This is a genomic window from Pseudomonas corrugata (assembly GCF_001269905.1).
Lineage (GTDB): Bacteria > Pseudomonadota > Gammaproteobacteria > Pseudomonadales > Pseudomonadaceae > Aquipseudomonas > Aquipseudomonas corrugata.
In genome coordinates this window covers 541,962-557,991 of sequence record NZ_LHVK01000008.1, presented here as the reverse complement: position 1 = coordinate 557,991, position 16,030 = coordinate 541,962, and the positions used below count along the sequence as shown (strand labels likewise).

Below are 16,030 nucleotides of genomic sequence, written 5' to 3'. Positions count from 1 at the left end.
CCAGCCACCCTAGATCCCACAAAGTTCACGCAACAACCCTGTATCCAGATGCTTCTCCACCAGATCCGCCAGCCGCTCGATATCCCGCTCGCGCAAGCCGTGGTAATCCACCGCTTGCACATCGGCCAACCCGGCCCAACGCAACAAGGCGCTGCTGGACTCGGGCGACTCGAACAGGCCGTGCAGGTAGGTGCCGAGAATCTGTCCGTCGAGGCTCCGGGCCCCGTCGCAGCGGCCGTCATCCAATTGCACCAAGGGCTGTTCCAGCGCCGGGCCGACGGTCACGCCAGCATGGATCTCGTAGCCACTGACCTCGGCATTCTCAAGGGTCAATCGTCCTCGGACATTGCGCAGCTGCTTCTCGTGCTCCAGAGTCGTTTCGAACGCCAGGAGCCCCAGTCCGTCGCTGGAGCCCGGCGCGCCTTCCAGTCCCAGCGGATCGTGAACCTGTTGGCCGAGCATCTGCAAGCCGCCGCAGATCCCCAGCAGCTTGCCGCCGTAGCGCAGATGCCGCTGGATGGCCGCTTCCCAGCCATGGGCCCGCAGATGAGCCAGGTCGCTGCGCACGCTCTTCGAACCCGGCAGGATGATCAGGTCGGCTGGCGTAATGGCCTCGCCGGGGCCGATGAATTGCAAGTCAACCTGCGGGTGCAGGCGCAACGGATCGAAATCGGTGTGATTGCTGAGGCGAGGCAGAACCGGCACCACCACCTTGAGCACCTGCTCGGCCTTGTCGGTTTGGCGCTGGTCCAGCCCGTCCTCGGCTTCCAGATGCAGGTCCATCACGTAGGGCAATACCCCCACCACCGGTTTGCCGGTGCGGGCTTCCAGCCAGTCCAGCCCCGGTTGCAGCAAAGCGATGTCGCCGCGAAAACGGTTGATGATGAAGCCCTTGACCCGCGCCTGCTCGCTGGGCGAGAGCAGTTCCAGGGTGCCCACCAGATGGGCGAATACCCCACCGCGATTGATATCGGCGATCAGCAGCACGGGGCAGTCCACCGCTTCGGCAAACCCCATGTTGGCGATGTCTCCGGCCCGCAGATTGATCTCGGCCGGCGACCCCGCGCCCTCCACCATCACCACCGGATACGCTGCGCTCAGCCGCTCATGGGAAGCCAGCACCGCCTGCATCGCGATGGCCTTGTAATCGTGATAGGCCACGGCATTCATAGTGGTGACCGCACGACCATGGATGATGACCTGGGCCCCCGTGTCGCTGTTGGGCTTGAGCAGCACCGGGTTCATGTCGGTATGCGGCTCGAGGCCGGCCGCCTGGGCCTGCACGGCCTGGGCGCGGCCGATTTCACCACCGTCGGTGGTCACTGCGCTGTTGAGGGCCATGTTCTGCGGTTTGAACGGCACCACACTCACGCCCTGACGCCTGATCCAGCGGCACAGCGCCGTGACCAGAGTACTTTTACCGGCATCGGACGTGGTGCCTTGCACCATCACTGTGGTCATTGGAAATCCTCGGCGTAGGCCTCGAAAGCCTGTTCCAGGCGCAGGAATTCGGCATCGTCGGCCGGCAACCCGAAGCGCAGGCTGCTGTTGTTCGTGAACAAGCGCAGGAGAATGCCCCGATGGGCCATGAAGTCGTGAAGCCTCTGGGCATACTCAGTGACCAACCACTGGAACAATGCGCAACCACCCTGGGGCTTGAAGCCGTGACGGGTCAGCAGCAGCGCCAGGCGTTGACTGGCATCTTCGCAGCGCTGTCGCTGACGGCTCTGAGCGGCGGTATCGAGTAAACAAGCTTGGCCCAGGACCCGGGTCGGCCCGCTGACCGCCCACGGCCCGACCTGTTCGGCGAGCAACCTGAGCAAATGTTGCTCGGCCAGGACAAACCCCAGGCGAACGCCGGCCAGGCCAAAGAATTTGCCGAACGAACGCAACACGATGAGCCCCACCTGATGGGCATGGGCTGCCAGGCTCAGTTGCGGAGTGACATCCATGAAGGCTTCGTCCACCACCAGCCAGCCGCCGCGCTGGGCCAATCGAGCGTGCCAATCCAGCAAACGCTCAGGGCTCAGGCTCAGGCCCGTGGGATTGTTCGGGTTGACCACCACCAGCACGTCGAGACTGTCGAGGAAGAAATCCACTTCCGACTCCAGCACCTCACGCACGATGTAGCCGCTGCGGCGCCAGGCTTCGGCGTGCTCGGCGTAACAGGGCGACAATACGCCGACCTTGCCGCTGCGACGCAGGCGCGGCAACAGCTGGATCGCCATCTGCGAACCGGCCACCGGCAGTACATGAGCAGCCCCGTAATAAATGCAGGCGGCCTGTTCCAACCCGTCATCGGTTTCAGGCAGGCGCGCCCAGGCCCGCAATGGAATCGTCGGGACGTCGAACGGCCACGGCGCCAGACCGCTGGACAGGTCGAGCCAATCCACCTCGGCAATACCATATTGCCGGGCGGCCTTGCGCAGGCGCCCGCCGTGCTCAAGCATAGAACTCAGCTCCCAGGCAGAGAATCAGCAACCACAACCATACGCCGCGCTGCACCAGTTGCCAGCCGCGATCAATGGAATCGGCGCTCGCCGGTACGCCCTCCCCCAGTGGCGGGCGCTGGTGCAGTTCACCGTGATACACCGCCGCGCCCCCCAGCTCGACGCCCAGCGCGCCGGCACCGGCGGCCATGACAGGACCCGCATTGGGGCTGTCCCAGGTAGGGCCCTGGCTGCGCCAACACCGGAGCGCCAGGCGGGTTTTTCCCAGCAGCGCGTAGGTCAACGCCACCAGCCGCGCCGGAATGTAGTTGAGCACGTCGTCGATCTTTGCCGCGGCCCAGCCAAAGCGCTCGAAGCGTTCGTTGCGATAGCCCCACATGGCGTCGAGGGTATTGCTCAGGCGATACAACACCACGCCGGGCGCACCCGCCACGGCGAACCAGAACAGCGCGGCGAATACCGCGTCGCTGCCGTTCTCCAGTACTGACTCGGTGGCCGCGCGGGCGACGGCGGTTTCGTCCAGCCCACGGGTTTCGCGGCTGACCAGATAGCCGACGCGCTTGCGTGCTTCGTCCAGATCGCCGCTGCGCAACGCCCGGGCCACCGGCTCGACATGCTCGCCGAGGCTGCGCAGGCCGAGGGCGCAGTACAACGCCAGGATATCCACCAGCCAACCCACCAGCGGCGCCCAGGACAGGGCCGTGGCGAGCAGGGTCAGCGGCACCACCGCAATGACCCACGCCGTGACCCCGTGGCTGCGCCAGCCGCGCCCACCGGAGTTGAAGCGTTGCTCGATGCGATCAGCAAAGCGGCCGAACGCCACCAGCGGATGCCAACGCCGAGGTTCACCCAGCAATGCATCCAGCGCTACGGCGGCGGCACTGAGCAGCGCGACACTCATGGGTTCACTCCCCAACGGTTTTCATAGAGCAGTTCATTGAGTGAACGCGGTTGTGCCCAGCCTTCCAGGGCGAGCATCGGTGCCGGATAAAACCCCTCCACCGGGCCGAGGCAGAGTACCGCCAGGGGCTTGGCACCCGCAGGCAGGCCCAGCAGATCGGCCAGGGCCTGGGGCTCGAACAGCGAAACCCAGCCCATCCCCAGCCCTTCGGCGCGGGAAGCCAGCCACAGATTCTGGATCGCGCAGGACAGCGAGGCGAGGTCCATCTCCGGCAAGGTCCGACGGCCGAAGATGTGTCGCTCGCGGTCATCCATCAACGCCGCCACCAGCACTTCGGCGCAGTCATTGATGCCTTCGACCTTGAGTTTCATGAACTCATCGCTGCGTTCGCCCAGGGCCTCGGCGGTGCGAATGCGCTCCTGCTCCACCAATGCCCGGATATCGGCCCGCAGGGCGCGATCACTGATGCGGATGAACCGCCAAGGTTGCATCAGGCCCACGCTCGGCGCCTGATGAGCGGCTTCCAGCAGACGGCGCAGCAACTGCGGTTCCACGGTGCCACCGGTGAAATGCCGCATGTCGCGGCGTTCGGCGATGGCGCGGTAGATGGCGTCGCGTTCGGCCTTAGGAAATGCGTTGTCAGTCATGGCCTCTTCGCGAGCAAGCCCGCTCCCACAGGGAATTGTGAACACCCATCCAACCTGGGAGCGGGCTTGCTTGCGAAAGCGGCTTCAGGGTCCGGCGCCAACAGCGCGGCGATGGCCCTCGGATTCGACGGAAAATAGAAATGCACATAGGAGGCCGTCATCCGCCCCTGCCGGAACACCGCCTCCGCGCCACGCCCACCGTTAGGGCTATGACCACGGGCGATCGGCTCCAGCTCAGTGCTGGTCAGCGAATGGTGGTAGGTATGTCCGCGCAGATTACCTTCCGGCAATTCCACCGATTGCAACGCCAGGGCGGCCAGGCGCTTCTGCATCTGCGCGTCACCGGCGAGCAAGCCGAGCAGCTCGGCGCGATTGCCCTCGACGTCGGTCAGTGAGTCCAGCAGATACAGCATGCCGCCGCACTCCGCCAACAACGGTTTGCCGGCGTTGTGGTGAGCACGGATCGCCGTCAGCATCGGCGCGTTCTGCGCCAGGGCAAGGTGATGCAGCTCAGGATAACCGCCAGGCAGGTACAGGCTGTCCGCCTCGGGCAGCTCGCGATCGTGGATGGGTGAAAAAAAGCGCAACTGCGCGCCCATAGCTCGTAGCAGATCGAGGCTCGCGCCATAGGTGAAGGCAAACGCTTCGTCCCGGGCCACAGCAATGCGGACCCCGTCGAGCCACGGCTGCGCGGCAATCACCTCGGGGGCGGCGAACGTAACCGCCGGCGGGAGCGTCACTTCGCAACTGCTGGCCAAGGCTTCGGCTGCGGCGTCGAGGCGCAGGTCCAGGTCATTCAGCTCGCTGGCCTGGACCAGCCCGAGGTGACGACTCGGCAGTTCGATTCCGGTTTCCCGGGACAGCGCGCCGTACCAGCGCAAGCCTTCTGTGAGGCTGCCTTCGAGCAATTGCGCATGGCGCACGGTGCCGACACGGTTGGCCAGCACGCCGGCGAAGGGCAGGTCCGGCTGATAGCGCGCCAGCCCGAGGGCCAGGGCACCAAAGGTCTGGGCCATGGCCGTGCCGTCGATCACCGCCAGCACCGGAACGCCGAAATGCCGCGCCAGGTCGGCACTGGACGGCGTGCCGTCGAACAGCCCCATCACCCCTTCGATCAGGATCAGGTCCGCTTCGGCGGCGGCTTCCCACAACAGCCGTCGGCTTTCCTGCTCGCCGACCATCCACATGTCCAATTGATAGACCGGTGCGCCGCTGGCACGCTCCAGAATCATCGGGTCGAGGAAATCAGGGCCGCATTTGAATACGCGCACCTTGCGTCCCTGGTTGCGATGCAACCGGGCCAGGGCGGCGGTGACCGTAGTCTTGCCTTGCCCCGACGCCGGGGCGGCAATCAGCACCGCCGGGCATTGGCGGTCCGGAAACGAAGCGTCACTCACAGTTCGACGCCTTTCTGTGCCTTGATGCCGGCCTGGAAGGCGTGCTTGATCATGCCCATTTCGGTGACGGTGTCCGCCAGCTCGATCATTTCCGGCTTGGCGCCGCGACCGGTCACCACGACATGCTGCATGGGGGGACGCGCCTGCAGATCGCTCAGGACCTGATCGAGATCGAGGTAACCGTGCTTGAGGGCAATGTTCAGTTCGTCGAGCACCACCAGGCCAATGGACGGGTCGCTCAGCAACTGGCGCGACACCGCCCAAGCCGCTTCGGCGGCTGCGATGTCGCGCTGTCGATCCTGGGTTTCCCAGGTAAACCCTTCGCCCATGACATGAAAGCGCACCTGCTCCGGGAAGCGCCGGAAGAACAACTCCTCACCAGTGCTGTTGCGGCCCTTGATGAACTGCACCACGCCACATTGCATCCCATGTCCCATGGCTCGGGCCAGCATGCCGAATGCCGAACTGCTCTTGCCCTTGCCATTGCCGGTCAGCACCAGCAACAAGCCGCATTCGTTCGGGGAATTGGCAATGCGCTCGTCGATCACGGCTTTCTTGCGCAGCATGCGCGCCAGGTGACGCTCGTCGCGGTCGGACGCATCTGTATTGGGGGAGCCGGTCATGGGGAAGCCTCCGTTGGGAACTGGATAACGGCAGGCGGGCACAGGAAAAGACGGCAACAAGCCTGGCATCGCCCACCGTGATGCCGCTGGATGAATCAGGCCGGTCTCCGGGCTCATGAGCGGCGTGATGCCGGGCTGCGCGCCTTCCCATGTCGAGACACAGTGGCTTGCTGGCAGCTTTGACTCATTTACCGTTGCGGGGGCAGCGCCGGGTTATCACCGGCTTCCCTGTTTCACTCTGTCGACCAGGGTCACAGAGCACCTGAAACAAGTCGCGAAGGTTAGAGGGTTGGGGGTGGAGCGTCAATTAAAGCCGCCGTGGGCCCAGCATTGATTATGGGCCTGGATCAATAAAGTGACGCCAATCTTGTGTCACGCTGCGGCAAGTGATATCAAATAGGCATTACGACCCGATATCACAAAAACAAGAGGGCAAAAACATGCAAGGCATGATCATCAGCAATCCAAGGCTGGAATTCCTGCGCCCGGTGCTGGAACGCTGGTTTGACTGTATCGACCGTTACAACGCCGTGCGCGGCGATAACGATACGCCTTACTGGTTCGATGAAAAGGCCAACCTCGGGCTGCTCTCGGCCGCCGCCTGGATGGCCGAGATGATCACGCTGCAGAACACCGCGACCCGTAAGCAGAATGAAGAAGGTGAACGCAATGTCACTGCCGACCTGTTCATTGCCGGCGCCGAGGATCGAGCGTTCATCCAGGCCACCCAACGCTGGCCGAAGGTCAAGAGCCTCAACCTGACCCAACCCCTGCAGGATGTCACCAGCGATGCCAAGCGCATCAGCTACGCCACTGACCTGAAGCTGGGCTGCCTGTTCGTCGCCCCGCAAAAAGCCCAGCAAAGCGCTACACCTGAAGAACTGCAGGATATGATCGATGACTTGCAAAAGGAGAACACCTGCGCCGTGGCCTGGTACTTCCCTTACAACTATCGCAAGTTGCGCAACGAGGCCGGTCACTACCATCCGGGCATCGCCGTGCTGTTCAAGCAGGCTCACGGCTGACCGGTTGAACCATCGCCGGTATATGCTTCTCTATGAATAACCACATGCATTCATAGGGAAGCCAGCATGCTCAAGCCACCGCACCTTCTGATCATCGCCCTCGCCGCAGGGCTTGTCGCTTGTGGCGAGTCTTCCACACTGCAAGTCTCCGACGGCACCGGCCCATCGCCAAAACTGCCCGAACCGAACAAGACCCTGGTCCCTACCGTCAATATCGCCGAAGCCGTCGGGTGGCCCCAGGGCGCCAAACCAACCGCGGCCGAAGGCCTGAAAGTGGTGGCGTTCGCCGAAGGCCTGGACCACCCACGCTGGCTCTACGTGCTGCCCAATGGCGACGTGCTGGTGGCGGAAACCAATGCCCCGCCCAAACCGGACGATGCCAAGGGCATCCGTGGCTGGGTGATGAAAAAAGTCATGGGGCGCGCCGGCGCCGGCGTCCCCAGCCCCAATCGCATTACGTTGTTGCGTGATGCCGATCACGATGGCATCGCCGAAACCCGCACGGTATTCCTGGAAAACCTCAATTCGCCATTCGGCATGACATTGGTTGGCAATGACCTGTATGTGGCCGACACCGACCAGTTGATCCGTTTCCCCTACAAGGACGGCGACACGCAAATCAAAGCGCAGCCGACCAAGGTCATCGATCTGCCAGGTGGCACCATCAATCACCACTGGACCAAGAACGTGATCGCCAGCCGTGACGGCAGCAAGCTTTACGTCACCACCGGCTCGAACAGCAACGTCGCGGAAAATGGCATGGAGGCGGAGGAAGGCCGCGCGGCGATCTGGGAAGTGGACCGCGCCACCGGCAATCACCGCATTTTCGCTTCCGGCCTGCGCAACCCTAACGGCCTGGCCTGGGAACCGCGCAGCGGTGCCTTGTGGACCGCAGTGAACGAGCGGGATGAGATCGGCAGCGACCTGGTGCCGGACTACATCACCTCGGTCAAGGACGGCGCCTTTTATGGGTGGCCCTACAGCTATTATGGTCAGCATGTTGACGTGCGGGTCGAGCCACAGAACCCGGCACTGGTGGCGAAAGCCATCGCCCCAGACTACGCGGTCGGCCCACACACAGCCTCACTGGGCCTGACTTTCGCCGAAGGCAGTGCCCTGCCTGCGCCCTTCACCGAAGGCGCATTCATTGGCCAGCATGGTTCCTGGAACCGTAAGCCCCACAGTGGCTACAAAGTGATTTTCGTACCCTTCAACAGCGGCAAACCGGCAGGAAAACCCGTGGATGTGCTGACCGGTTTCCTGAACGCAGATGAAAAAGCCCAGGGCCGACCGGTAGGCGTGGTGATCGACAAGCAGGGCGGGTTGCTGGTGGCCGATGATGTGGGGAACAAGGTATGGCGGGTGTCGGGTAAATGAACCACCGATGACCTGCGGACAACTCTGTGGCGAGGGGATTTATCCCCGCTGGGCTGCGCAGCAGCCCCAAACCAGTCAACTCAATCTGTCTGACACACCGAGGTCTCAGGATATAGGGCTGCTTCGCCCCCCAGCGGGGATAAATCCCCTCGCCACAACATCATCCGACCAGAAATCATAATTAAAGCTTACGACACAAGGTCAACCCATCTCCCAACGGCAACAGCGACAAATCTACCCGCCGGTCATCCTTCAAGGCGCGGTTCAGGGCCTGGATGGCGCGGGTGTCTTCGCTCTGGGGCTGGGCTTCCAGCACCCGACCGCTCCACAGCGTGTTATCGAACATCACCAGCCCACCTGCGCGCAGCAACCGTAGCGCGCGTTCCAGGTAAGCCGGGTAGTTGGCCTTGTCAGCATCGATGAAGATCAGGTCGAACGTGCCGCCCTGCCCTTGGCGCTCAAGGTCGTCGAGGGTTTCCAGTGCCGGCGCCAGGCGCAGCTCGATCCGCTCGGCCAGCCCGGCTTCGCGCCAATAGCGCAGCGCCACGGCGTTGTAGTCACCGGGAATATCGCAACAGATCAACGAACCATCCTGCGGCAGGACCGAGGCCATGCACAGCGCGCTGTAGCCGGTGAACGTACCGACTTCCAACAAGCGTCGGGCGCCAGTGAGCTTCACCAGCAATGCCAGGAATTGCCCCTGCTCGGGTGCTATCTGCCAGCGCGCCATGGGCAGCGCCTGGGTCTCATCCCGAAGGCGTCGCTGCAAGGGCGTCTCCCGCAGGGAAACGTCCAGCAGATACTGGTAAAGGGCATCATCGAGGTTGAGGGTGCGAGCGGTCATGACAACCTCCGCGAATCAGGGATAACGCGCCAGGTGTTCCGGTTGCAGCACCCGCTTGGCACTCAGATAGGCTTTCTGCCAATAGGCCTTGGACAGGCTATCGAGCTTGACCGTACCGCCGGTGGCCGGCGCGTGAACGAAGCGACCCTCACCAACGTAGATCCCGGCATGGCTGACCTGGGAGCCACCGTTGGTGGCGAAGAACAGCAGGTCACCGCTTTGCAACGCATCCTTGCCGACATCCGGGGCGCGCATGCCGATCATTTCGCGGGTCGAGCGTGGCAGGGAAATACCGGCGGCATCGCGGTATACGTAACCAATCAGGCCACTGCAATCGAAGCCCGAATCCGGCGTATTGCCGCCCCAGCGGTAGGGCGTCCCGACCAGGCCAAGCGCACGGAAAAGCACATCTTCGGCGGCCGGAGGCAAGGGTTGCGCAGGTGCGAAGACCACTGGAGCCCGAACGGGCGCGGGGTGTGGAGTTTGACTTGCGCACGCGCTGAGCAGTGCGGCAAGGCAGATGAGAGCGAGGCGGGCCGACGTCGACATATGCAGAACAATCCTGATCTGGATGCGGCTTTTCTGCCGTGGACATGAAAACAGATCCGCCCGCGAAGTACGCAGGCGGATTGCCATCAATCAATGATCAAGGATTCTAGCGGCTATGAGGCAAACTTCAAGTAAGACTTTAAGTTTGCCTTACAAACTGTGCGCTTACTTGCGAGCGGTGACCACGGTCGGTGCCATGGCAAGGGCGCGCTTGGCTTCGATGAAGGTCTTGTTCCAGTAGGTGTCACCCAGGCTGTCGATCCGCACGCCACCGCTGCGGCGGCTGCTGGAATGAATGAACTGGTTGTCGCCCAGGTAGATACCGGCATGACTGACGCGACCACGACGTCCGCTGGTGTTGAAGAACAGCAGGTCACCGGGCTCCAGCTGGTTGCGAGCTACCAGAGGCGCATTCACGTTGATCATTTCACGTGTGGAACGCGGCAGGTTCATGCCGGCCTCCTCACGGAACAGATAACCGATGAAACCGCTGCAATCGAAGCCGGCTTCTGAAGTACCGCCGAAACGGTAGCGGGTACCGATCAGGGACATGCCACGTTCCAGGATGCTGTCGGCCAGCACCGGAAGCTGATAGGGCTTGCTGCCAGCGAAGGCTGCCAGTTCTTTGTCGTCTGCCATTTCTTCCTGGAACGCCATGGAAGAAGACTGGGCGGTAACGGAGCTCTTGACCTGTGGTTGTTGCGCTTGCTGCGACACTGGAGAGTGGGCGGCGCAACCGAACAGTAGGGTAACGAGTGCGAGAGGCACGAGGGGTGCGAAGCGATTGAGCATGGGCACGACCGTGGCTGAAGTAGTAAAGATGGCGAGACTATGCCTTCTATCGACTTCATTTGCAAATTCAATCGATGCAAATGTGACTTCTCGGTTTCACGTTTACATCTAAGCGCTTAAGCCCATTTTGAAAGTCATGTGGCCTGCCGCCCAGCAGGACCGCAGGTTTTGCCATGCCTGGAGTAGCCTTAGAGGCTGCCGGTTACAAAGCTGCACACACCCTTGTGGCGAGGGGATTTATCCCCTCACCACAGATAAATGCCCTTGCCACCGAGTTCACCGCGCCGCTTACCAGCCCAAGGTTTCTTTCAAAAAAGGAATAGTCAGCTTGCGCTGGGCCTGAAGGGAAGCCTGGTCGAGGCGTTCGAGCAATTCGAACAGCGCACTCATGCTGCGGGTGCCACGGGTGAGGATGAAATGCCCGACTTCGTCGGTCAGGTGCAGGCCACGGCGGGAAGCACGCAGCTGCAAGGCACGGAGCTTGTCCTCGTCGGAGAGCGGACGCATCTGGAAGATCAGCGCCAGGGTAAGGCGGGACTTGAGATCCGCCAGCTTCACCGGCAGTTCCCGTGGTGACGTCGACGCGGCGATCAGCAAACGCCGACCGCTGTCGCGCAGCCGATTGAACAGATGGAACAGCGCCTCTTCCCAATCGGCCTTGCCGGCCACGGCCTGGAGGTCGTCCAGACAGACCAGCTCGTACTGCTCGAGGTTGTCGAGGATCTCGACCCCGCGATCCAGCAACTCAGCCAGTGGCAGGTACACCGCCGGCTCGCCCAGTTGCTCGAACCGCAGGCAAGCCGCCTGCAACAGATGCGTGCGCCCTACCCCGTCCTTGCCCCAGAGATAGATCAGGCTTTCGGTCCAGCCGGCGTCGGCTTCGCAAAGCCGCTCGACATAGCCGAGTGCAGCGGCGTTGGCGCCTGGGTAGTAGTTGATGAAGGTGGCGTCGTCACGCAGACGCACACCTAAGGGCAGCTGAATCGGTTTCATGCTGGCTGGACAGCTCCAAAGGAACCGTGAGTGGCCTCTGTGTAAAGTTTGCAAAGTCTATACCCGTGACGCGGACCGCACAATGCGCCGGACCACGAGCAAAATCAAAGGTTTGCAGTGTCAGGACGGCGGAACGACCATTTCCCTGGCGCCAGGGCACGCATCACGCTGCTGCCTCCTACAGCTCGGGGTCTTCGACGCCGCTGTAGATATCCGAATCCTTGTACAGATCATGTACATGACGCACCAGCACCATGATCACCGCCGCGACCGGCAGCGCCACCAGGATCCCGGTGAAGCCGAACAACTCGCCGCCCGCCAGGATCGCGAAGATCACCGCAACCGGATGCAGGCCGATGCGATCCCCCACCAGTAACGGCGTCAGCACCATGCCCTCCAGGGCCTGGCCGACCATGAATACCGCCACGATGCCGACCATGGGGTAGAGATCACCGCCAAACTGAAACAGCCCTGCGATCAACGCCGCGCCTATCCCGATCACGAACCCCATGTACGGAACGATGGCGGCCAACCCGGCGATCATGCCGATCAAGAGCCCCAGCTCCAGCCCTACCAGCATCAACCCCGCCGCATAGATGAAGCCCAGCGCCACCATCACCAGCAACTGCCCGCGCACAAAGGCACCGAGCACTTCGTGGCACTCACCGGCCAGGGTCACGATGCGATCTTCCCGGTGACGGGGCAGCAGGCTGCGGATCTTGGCCATCATCAAATCCCAGTCCCGCAGCAGGTAGAAACTCACGACCGGAATCAGCACCAGGTTGGCCAGCCAACCGATCAACGCCAGGCCCGAGGCGGTGGCCCGGCTCAGCACGATGCCGACAATGTCGGTGGTCTGACCCATGTGCGCGCTGATGGCCGCCTTGACCTTGTCGAACTTCCAGAAACCGTCAGCCAAGCCCAGTTTCGATTGCACCCACGGCACCGCCGTGTGCTGCAACCAGTCGAGCATCTGCGGTGCCAACTCGTAGAGACGCAGCAACTGTTTGGCGAGCATCGGTATCAACACCAGCAACAGGGCGCTGACAATCAAAGTGAACAGGGTAAATACCGCCACCACGCCCCAGGTTCTCGACAGGCCGAGCTTTTCAAGGCGATCCACCACCGGGTCAAACAGATAAGCCAGCAGCAGCGCAACCAGGAACGGCGTCAGAATCGGATGCAGCAGATAGATAAACGCGAACAGCAGGGCAACCCCGCCCAACCAGAACCAACGCCGCGTATCGCCCATGAACCACTCCCAGCTATATAAAGAAAGAAAAACTACCAGCGGAACCGCAGACTGGCCGTCGGCGCAGGCGCCGGTGCTGCCGGGGCCACTCCATCGACGGCCGGCGGCATCGCAGGCACCGGAGCGACCGCTTCACCGGCGGGAATTTCCTGCAGTTTCTCCAGGGCCAGTTGCGCCTTCAGTTGCTCCGCGCTGCCGTTGACCCGATAGACGATCCGGTCACCTTCGACCCGCTGCACCTGCCCACCGAACGGCTCGAGCAAGCGCCCAAGGGCGGCATAACGCTCGAGATTCATACCTTGCACTTCCAGCAACTGCTCGGTAGCCACGCCCGGCTTGGCCACGAAGCGCGGCGCCAGGCGCTGACTTACCGCCAGCATCACCGCATCAGCCAGCGCAGCCTGATCGGCACCCTGAGCCGTGCCCTGCTCGCGCTGGTCGCCCAGCCACAGACGCCAGGTCCCGCGCCACTGGCTGCCCTCTTCCTTGGCGTGGACCGCCAGCAAGGCATCCGCCGCGTATCGCTCCGAGGCATCGTGCAACGGCGCCGGATCACTGCCTTCCAGGTTCGGCGCGGTGGCAACGATCTGTTCGCTCAAGTCCGCCAGCGGCAAGTGCAGCGCCAGGCCCCGGTGCTGGGCGGCACGGCGCAGCGGCGTGGCGCTGGACTGACCATCGCCCACCAGGCTGGAGCCTTCGGCCGAGTCGTTGAGCCACCAGCCCAGGATCGACGGCCGATTCACGCCCCACAGCGACAGCCCCGCCGAACGCAAGGCCCGGTCGGTGCTTGCCGGATCGAAGTCGACCTTGAGGCTTTCCGGAGGACCGGCGTCGTAGCCATATTGAAGAATGATCTGCTGCGGGTCCTTGCGGATCGCCGCCAGCCCCGGGTTCTGTGCGGCCTTGGCGTCGCCGGTCAGACGCAGCACCAGTGTATCCAATGCGCGCAGTGTCGCCTGGTTACGCTCTTCCGGCGTCTGGTTGCTCACCGGTTCGAGCACTTGATAGAGGCCATTCAGGGTTTCGGCATGACTCGCCAGGCTGATCAGCGACAAGCAGCCTATGGATAAGAATTTGAACAGACGCATGGAAGATTCCCGGACATAAACGGCTGGAACAAGCCGTGTGAAGAAAACTGGGCATGGCTGTGACCACAGCACCTGGCAAAACATTCACACACCCGATGGAAGTTTCGCACCGCATAACCATAGCCGGTTACCGCTACACCTTATACAGGCGCACCGCGCAGCACCAACAGAAGAAATATCGGTTTTTTTCCTCGGATATGTCCCTGCCCGTCGGCGCGAGGATGGCCGCTGCCCCACAAGCCTGATAAAATCGCGCGCCTTCGCAGACCGGCAATGGCCGGGCACCCGGAATAATTCGTACAACGGTTATTCAATGGCCCCGGCGATCGGTCGTTACCCAGAAATCCCCCCTAAAGGCCTGGATCATGAGCAAGCAACCCTCCCTGAGCTACAAGGACGCCGGTGTAGACATCGACGCCGGTGAAGCATTGGTCGAACGCATCAAGAGCGTCGCCAAGCGCACTGCGCGCCCGGAAGTCATGGGCGGCCTGGGCGGTTTCGGCGCCCTCTGCGAGATCCCGGCCGGCTACAAGCAACCGGTGCTGGTCTCGGGCACCGACGGCGTAGGCACCAAGCTGCGCCTGGCGCTGAACCTGAACAAACACGACAGCATCGGCATCGACCTGGTGGCCATGTGCGTGAACGACCTGGTGGTCTGCGGTGCCGAGCCGTTGTTCTTCCTCGACTACTACGCCACCGGCAAGCTGAACGTCGACACCGCCGCCCAGGTCGTGACCGGCATCGGTGCCGGCTGCGAACTGTCCGGCTGCTCCCTGGTCGGCGGCGAAACCGCTGAGATGCCAGGCATGTACGAAGGCGAAGACTACGACCTGGCCGGCTTCTGCGTCGGCGTCGTGGAAAAGGCCGAGATCATCGATGGCTCGAAAGTCGCCACCGGCGATGCCCTGCTCGCCCTGCCGTCCTCCGGCCCGCACTCCAACGGCTACTCGCTGATCCGCAAGATCATCGAAGTGTCCGGCGCCGACATCGAAAACATCCAGCTCGACGGCAAGCCCCTCACCGACCTGCTGATGGCCCCGACCCGCATCTACGTCAAGCCGCTGCTCAAGCTGATCAAGGACACCGGCGCCGTCAAGGCCATGGCCCACATCACCGGCGGCGGCCTGCTGGACAACATCCCGCGCGTCCTGCCAAAAGGCGCCCAGGCGGTGGTCGACGTGGCAAGCTGGACCCGCCCGGCGGTGTTCGACTGGCTGCAAGAGCAAGGCAACGTCGACGAAACCGAAATGCACCGCGTATTGAACTGCGGCGTGGGCATGGTGATCTGCGTGGCTCAGGAGCACGTCGAGACCGCATTGAACGTGCTGCGTGAAGCGGGCGAACAGCCTTGGGTCATCGGCCAGATCGCAACCGCGGCCGAAGGCGCTGCCCAGGTCGAACTGAAAAACCTCAAGGCTCACTGATGCAGGAAAACATGCCTGCAACCTGTGACGTCGTGGTGCTACTGTCCGGCACCGGCAGTAACTTGCAGGCGCTGATCGACAGCACGCGGACCGGCGACAGCCCGGTCCGTATCCGCGCAGTGATTTCCAACCGCGCCGATGCCTACGGCTTGCAACGCGCCACGGACGCGGGCATCGAAACCCGCGTCCTGGACCACAAGGCGTTCGATGACCGCGAAGCCTTCGACGCCGCGCTGATCGAACAGATCGACGCCTTCAATCCCCAACTGGTGGTCCTGGCCGGCTTCATGCGCATCCTCAGCGCCGGCTTCGTGCGCCACTATCAGGGCCGCCTGTTCAATATCCACCCATCGCTGCTGCCCAAATACAAAGGGTTACATACTCACCAGCGCGCGCTGGAGGCCGGAGACACCGAGCATGGCTGCTCGGTACACTTTGTCACCGAGGAACTCGATGGCGGACCACTGGTCGTACAGGCAGTAATACCGGTAGAGTTGCACGACACGCCGCAAAGCCTGGCGCAACGGGTTCACGCCAGGGAACACCAGATCTACCCGATGGCCGTACGTTGGTTTGCCGAAGGACGGCTGACCCTCGACGATCGTGGTGCCTTGCTGGACGGCCAGTTGCTCGCCGCCAGCGGCCATTTGATTCGACACTAGGAGATA

General features: G+C 62.7%; 16 protein-coding genes and 1 riboswitch. Of the genes, 4 read left to right on the top strand and 12 right to left on the bottom strand.

What is annotated here, in order from left to right:
* Nucleotides 1-9: 9 nt before the first annotated feature.
* Genes AD665_RS13755 through cobO form a run of 6 tightly spaced genes read right to left on the bottom strand, consistent with a single transcriptional unit; the run spans nucleotide 10 to nucleotide 6,018 of the window.
* A complete protein-coding gene (locus tag AD665_RS13755) occupies nucleotides 10-1,461 on the bottom strand; it encodes a cobyric acid synthase (protein WP_053192449.1) in 1,452 nt (483 codons plus the stop codon).
* Nucleotides 1,458-2,450: a threonine-phosphate decarboxylase CobD gene (gene cobD / locus AD665_RS13750; RefSeq protein WP_053192447.1), complete on the bottom strand. Its 993-nt coding sequence runs from the start codon at nucleotides 2,448-2,450 to the stop codon at nucleotides 1,458-1,460. Before cobD ends, AD665_RS13755 begins: the two co-directional genes overlap by 4 nt.
* Nucleotides 2,443-3,351, bottom strand: a complete 909-nt coding sequence (cbiB, locus tag AD665_RS13745; RefSeq protein ID WP_024779724.1) for an adenosylcobinamide-phosphate synthase CbiB — start codon at nucleotides 3,349-3,351, stop codon at nucleotides 2,443-2,445. The genes cobD and cbiB overlap by 8 nt, the downstream gene beginning before the upstream one ends.
* Nucleotides 3,348-3,998: a 5,6-dimethylbenzimidazole synthase gene (bluB, locus tag AD665_RS13740; RefSeq protein WP_024779725.1), complete on the bottom strand. Its 651-nt coding sequence runs from the start codon at nucleotides 3,996-3,998 to the stop codon at nucleotides 3,348-3,350. The genes cbiB and bluB overlap by 4 nt, the downstream gene beginning before the upstream one ends.
* Nucleotides 3,995-5,395, bottom strand: coding sequence for a cobyrinic acid a,c-diamide synthase CobB (locus AD665_RS13735; RefSeq protein ID WP_024779726.1), 1,401 nt, complete (start codon nucleotides 5,393-5,395; stop codon nucleotides 3,995-3,997). Before AD665_RS13735 ends, bluB begins: the two co-directional genes overlap by 4 nt.
* Nucleotides 5,392-6,018 carry a cob(I)yrinic acid a,c-diamide adenosyltransferase gene (cobO, locus tag AD665_RS13730; RefSeq protein WP_024779727.1) on the bottom strand — a complete coding sequence of 209 codons (627 nt, stop codon included), beginning with the start codon at nucleotides 6,016-6,018 and terminating at the stop codon, nucleotides 5,392-5,394. The genes AD665_RS13735 and cobO overlap by 4 nt, the downstream gene beginning before the upstream one ends.
* An 81-nt stretch (nucleotides 6,019-6,099) precedes the next feature.
* Nucleotides 6,100-6,299, bottom strand: a riboswitch (cobalamin riboswitch).
* Between the two features lie 159 nt (nucleotides 6,300-6,458).
* Between cobO and AD665_RS13725 the strand changes: the two genes are divergently transcribed.
* Together AD665_RS13725 and AD665_RS13720 are read left to right on the top strand one after the other, a co-directional pair.
* Nucleotides 6,459-7,043 carry a hypothetical protein gene (locus tag AD665_RS13725; protein ID WP_024779728.1) on the top strand — a complete coding sequence of 195 codons (585 nt, stop codon included), beginning with the start codon at nucleotides 6,459-6,461 and terminating at the stop codon, nucleotides 7,041-7,043.
* 66 nt (nucleotides 7,044-7,109) lie between these two features.
* Nucleotides 7,110-8,420, top strand: coding sequence for a PQQ-dependent sugar dehydrogenase (locus AD665_RS13720; protein WP_053192445.1), 1,311 nt, complete (start codon nucleotides 7,110-7,112; stop codon nucleotides 8,418-8,420).
* 181 nt (nucleotides 8,421-8,601) lie between these two features.
* Here the strand turns inward: AD665_RS13720 and AD665_RS13715 are convergent, their stop codons facing one another.
* The 6 genes from AD665_RS13715 to AD665_RS13690 all read right to left on the bottom strand — a co-directional run bounded on the left by AD665_RS13715 (nucleotide 8,602) and on the right by AD665_RS13690 (nucleotide 13,938).
* A complete protein-coding gene (locus tag AD665_RS13715; RefSeq protein ID WP_053192443.1) occupies nucleotides 8,602-9,264 on the bottom strand; it encodes a class I SAM-dependent methyltransferase in 663 nt (220 codons plus the stop codon).
* A gap of 15 nt (nucleotides 9,265-9,279) precedes the next feature.
* Nucleotides 9,280-9,813: a C40 family peptidase gene (locus tag AD665_RS13710; protein ID WP_024779731.1), complete on the bottom strand. Its 534-nt coding sequence runs from the start codon at nucleotides 9,811-9,813 to the stop codon at nucleotides 9,280-9,282.
* A gap of 165 nt (nucleotides 9,814-9,978) precedes the next feature.
* The gene (locus tag AD665_RS13705; protein ID WP_024779732.1) at nucleotides 9,979-10,605 is read right to left on the bottom strand and encodes a C40 family peptidase; all 627 of its coding nucleotides are present in this window, start codon (nucleotides 10,603-10,605) and stop codon (nucleotides 9,979-9,981) included.
* Between the two features lie 288 nt (nucleotides 10,606-10,893).
* Nucleotides 10,894-11,598, bottom strand: a complete 705-nt coding sequence (hda, locus tag AD665_RS13700; protein ID WP_003178999.1) for a DnaA regulatory inactivator Hda — start codon at nucleotides 11,596-11,598, stop codon at nucleotides 10,894-10,896.
* Between the two features lie 178 nt (nucleotides 11,599-11,776).
* Nucleotides 11,777-12,850 (bottom strand): AI-2E family transporter, encoded by a 1,074-nt coding sequence (locus AD665_RS13695; protein WP_024779733.1) that lies wholly within the window; start codon nucleotides 12,848-12,850, stop codon nucleotides 11,777-11,779.
* 32 nt (nucleotides 12,851-12,882) lie between these two features.
* Nucleotides 12,883-13,938 carry a DUF2066 domain-containing protein gene (locus tag AD665_RS13690; RefSeq protein ID WP_053192441.1) on the bottom strand — a complete coding sequence of 352 codons (1,056 nt, stop codon included), beginning with the start codon at nucleotides 13,936-13,938 and terminating at the stop codon, nucleotides 12,883-12,885.
* A gap of 365 nt (nucleotides 13,939-14,303) precedes the next feature.
* Here AD665_RS13690 and purM point away from each other — a divergent pair, with 365 nt between their 5' ends.
* Both purM and purN read left to right on the top strand, forming a co-directional pair.
* The gene (gene purM, locus AD665_RS13685; RefSeq protein WP_053192439.1) at nucleotides 14,304-15,362 is read left to right on the top strand and encodes a phosphoribosylformylglycinamidine cyclo-ligase; all 1,059 of its coding nucleotides are present in this window, start codon (nucleotides 14,304-14,306) and stop codon (nucleotides 15,360-15,362) included.
* Nucleotides 15,363-15,373: 11 nt separating this feature from the next.
* Complete coding sequence (gene purN / locus AD665_RS13680; protein ID WP_053192501.1) at nucleotides 15,374-16,024, top strand: phosphoribosylglycinamide formyltransferase; 651 nt, start codon at nucleotides 15,374-15,376, stop codon at nucleotides 16,022-16,024.
* The last annotated feature ends 6 nt before the right edge of the window (nucleotides 16,025-16,030 follow it).